Source organism: Aeromicrobium sp., assembly GCF_049586495.1.
In the GTDB taxonomy this organism is placed as follows: Bacteria; Actinomycetota; Actinomycetes; order Propionibacteriales; family Nocardioidaceae; genus Aeromicrobium.
The window spans coordinates 1-3071 of the sequence record NZ_JBAVCB010000223.1; the positions used below are offsets into that span (position 1 = coordinate 1).

The window sequence follows — 3071 nt, forward strand, 5'->3', positions numbered from 1 at the left end:
ACCACGGTGCGCTGGCCCTTGAGGAGCACCGTGGCGTCCCACCGCTGACTTGCTGCGCGGGCGTGACCGAGCGGATCGCTCTCGACCTCGGATCGATCGACGCCCAGCATCTTCGCGAGCTCGCCCGCGTGCGGCGTGAGCAGCGCCGAGGGCGTCAGCCGATCGGGCAGGTGGGCCAGCGCAGCGGCGTCGAGCACCACCGGCACCTCATCGCGCAGTGCGCTGTTCATCACGTCACCGACGTCGCCGTCGCCGCCCGGGCCGACGACCCATGCCTGCACCCGGCCGAGGGACGCGACCACCTCGGGTGCTCGGTCGACGACCCGCGCCGACAGCGCGGTCGTCCCAGCGAAACGCACCATCCCGGACGGGCCTGCCTGGGCTCCGGCGACGCACAGATGGGCCGCCCCCGCGTACTGCTCAGAACCAGCAGCGATGCCGACCACGCCTCGGGTGTACTTGTGCCCATCGGTCGACCCCAGAGCATCGAGCAGCAGATGACGGTCCCCGGGCTCGATCGCCTCCACCACCGCAGGACCAAGATGTGGGCCCAGACCGATGTCGACGCAGGTGACATCGGCGCCCGCCAGACCTGCGGCCGGCGACAGCAGGAGTGCGGGCTTGAAGGTGCCGAACGTGACCGTGGCGTCGGCGCGCACGGCAGGCCCCGGGCACGTGCCGCCGTCCACGTCGACACCCGAGGGGACGTCGACGGCGACCGTGAACGGCGCCGTGCGAGTGATCCAGTCGGCCCAGTGCGCGGCACGTCCGGACAATCCAGGTCGAGCCCCGATGCCGAACACCGCGTCGATGCAGGTGCGCTGGCCGGTGGGCTCGTCGACGACGATCGCACCCGCCCCCACAGCAGCCTTGAGACCAGCGGCGTGGACCTGATCGGCGTCGAGGAGACAGAGGTCCACCCGCACGCCGCGATCACGCAGATGGGTCGCGGCGAACAGCGCGTCGCCGCCGTTGTTTCCCGGACCGATCAGCATCAGCACGAGGTCGCCCGGCGCGATGGCGTCCAAGGCGTTGGCCAGGCCGAGCGCGGCGGTCTGCATCAGCCCGTCCCATCCGGCACGGATCGCAAGCGCCTCCTCGGCGGCGCGAATCTGCGCGACCGAGTGCGCCTTCAGCACTCGGCCACCACGAAGGCTGTGGCCACCGTGGTGTCGTGCGAGATCGACAGGTGCACCACGGTGATGCCCAGCTCGCGCAGCCGGCCCGGCGCCGCGCCGTGCAGGACGAATTCTGGTGCCCCACGCGGCGTGTTGGACACTTCGAAGTCCTGCCACGACACGCCAGCCGGCGCCCGCATGGCCTTGGCCAGGGCTTCCTTGGCGGCGAATCGGCCCGCCAGAGATTCTATGGGCAGGTCGCGTTCTTTCGGCGTGAAGAGCCGGGTGCGCATGGTCGGGGTGCGCTCGAGGGTCTCGGTGAATCGGGCCAGGTCGACGACGTCGACGCCAATACCGTGGATGGCCATCACTCCACCGTCACGGACTTGGCCAGGTTGCGCGGCTGGTCGACGTCGTGGCCGAGCTGCTCGGCGAACGCGCAGGCAAAGATCTGGAGCGGCACGGTGGCCAGCAGCGGCTGCATCAGCGTGGGCACTTGGGGGAGCCGGATGATGTGATCGGCGTACGGGACCACATCGTCGTCACCGTCCTCGACCAGCACGATCGTGCGGGCGCCCCGCGCACGGATCTCCTGGATGCTGCTGATGGTCTTCTCCTGCAGCTGGTCGCGCCCCTTGGGCGGCATGATCACGAAGACCGGCAGACCCTCTTCGATCACCGCAATGGGGCCGTGCTTGAGCTCGCCGGCGGCGAAGCCCTCGGCGTGGATGTAGGCCAGCTCCTTCAGCTTCAGCGCGCCCTCGAGCGCGACCGGGAACCCCACGTGCCGTCCGAGGAACAAGATGGCCCGCGATCCAGCCAGCTCGGCGGCCAGCTTGCGCACCTGATCGCCCTCGTCGAGCATCCGCTGGATGCCGGCCGGGATCTGCTGGAGATCTTCGAGGATGCCGGCAATCTCGTCGCCGTACTTGGTGCCCTTGATCTGCGCCAGGTACAGCGCCAGCACGTAGCAGGCGGTGATCTGCGCCAAGAACCCCTTGGTGGAGGCGACCGCGACCTCGGGGCCCGCATGGGTGTAGAGCACGGCGTCGGACTCTCGCGGGATGGTCGATCCGTTGGTGTTGCAGATCGACAGCACGCGCGCCCGCTGCTGCCGCGCATACCGAACGGCCATGAGCGTGTCCATGGTCTCGCCGGACTGACTGATCGAGACGACCAGCGTGGAGCGGTCCAGGATCGGATCGCGATACCGGAACTCCGAGGCAAGCTCGACCTCGCACGGGATGCGGGTCCAGTGCTCGATGGCGTACTTGGCCACCAGGCCGGCGTAGGAGGCAGTGCCGCAGGCCACGATGATGATCTTGCTGACGTCGCGCAGCTCGTCGTCGGTCAGGCGCATCTCGTCCAGCTGGAGCAGGCCCTCAGCAGTGTGACGACCGAGCAGGGTGTCAGCGACGGCCTGCGGCTGTTCGTCGATCTCCTTGAGCATGAACCAGTCGTAGCCACCCTTCTCAGCGGCGGAGACGTCCCAGTCGACGTGGTACTCGGTGGTCTCGGCGGGCTCCCCGTCGAAGTCGGTGACGACGATGTCGTCGCGCGTGATGACGACGACCTGGTCCTGGCCCAGCTCCACGGCGTCACGGGTGTACTCGATGAACGCCGCGACGTCCGAGCCGAGGAAGTTCTCCCCCACCCCACGGCCGACGACCAGCGGTGAGTTGCGGCGGGCTCCGACCACGACGCCGTCGTGCTGGGCGCTGGAGATGACCAGGGTGAACGCGCCCCGAAGTCGACGACACACGCGCCGCACAGCTTCCGGCAGGTCGTCGGTGGACTTGAGCTCGCGGGCCACCAGGTGCGCGACAACCTCGGTGTCGGTCTCTGACACCATCTCGACGCCCTCGGCCTCGAGCTCGGTGCGGAGGGGGGCGAAGTTCTCGATGATCCCGTTGTGCACCACGGCCACCCGGCCGGTCGGATCCAGGTGCGGGT

3 protein-coding genes are annotated in these 3071 nt (G+C 69.1%); all 3 read right to left on the minus strand.

What is annotated here, in order from left to right:
- Window positions 1–1139: NAD(P)H-hydrate epimerase (locus WB508_RS11810; protein ID WP_423845079.1), on the minus strand; the 1139-nt coding region annotated here is incomplete at its 3' end.
- Window positions 1133–1486 (minus strand): holo-ACP synthase, encoded by a 354-nt coding sequence (locus WB508_RS11815; RefSeq protein ID WP_423845080.1) that lies wholly within the window; start codon window positions 1484–1486, stop codon window positions 1133–1135. The genes WB508_RS11815 and WB508_RS11810, both read right to left, overlap by 7 nt.
- Window positions 1486–3071 (minus strand): glutamine--fructose-6-phosphate transaminase (isomerizing) (gene glmS, locus WB508_RS11820; RefSeq protein ID WP_423845081.1); only part of this gene is annotated, 1586 nt, incomplete at its 5' end. The genes WB508_RS11815 and glmS, both read right to left, overlap by 1 nt.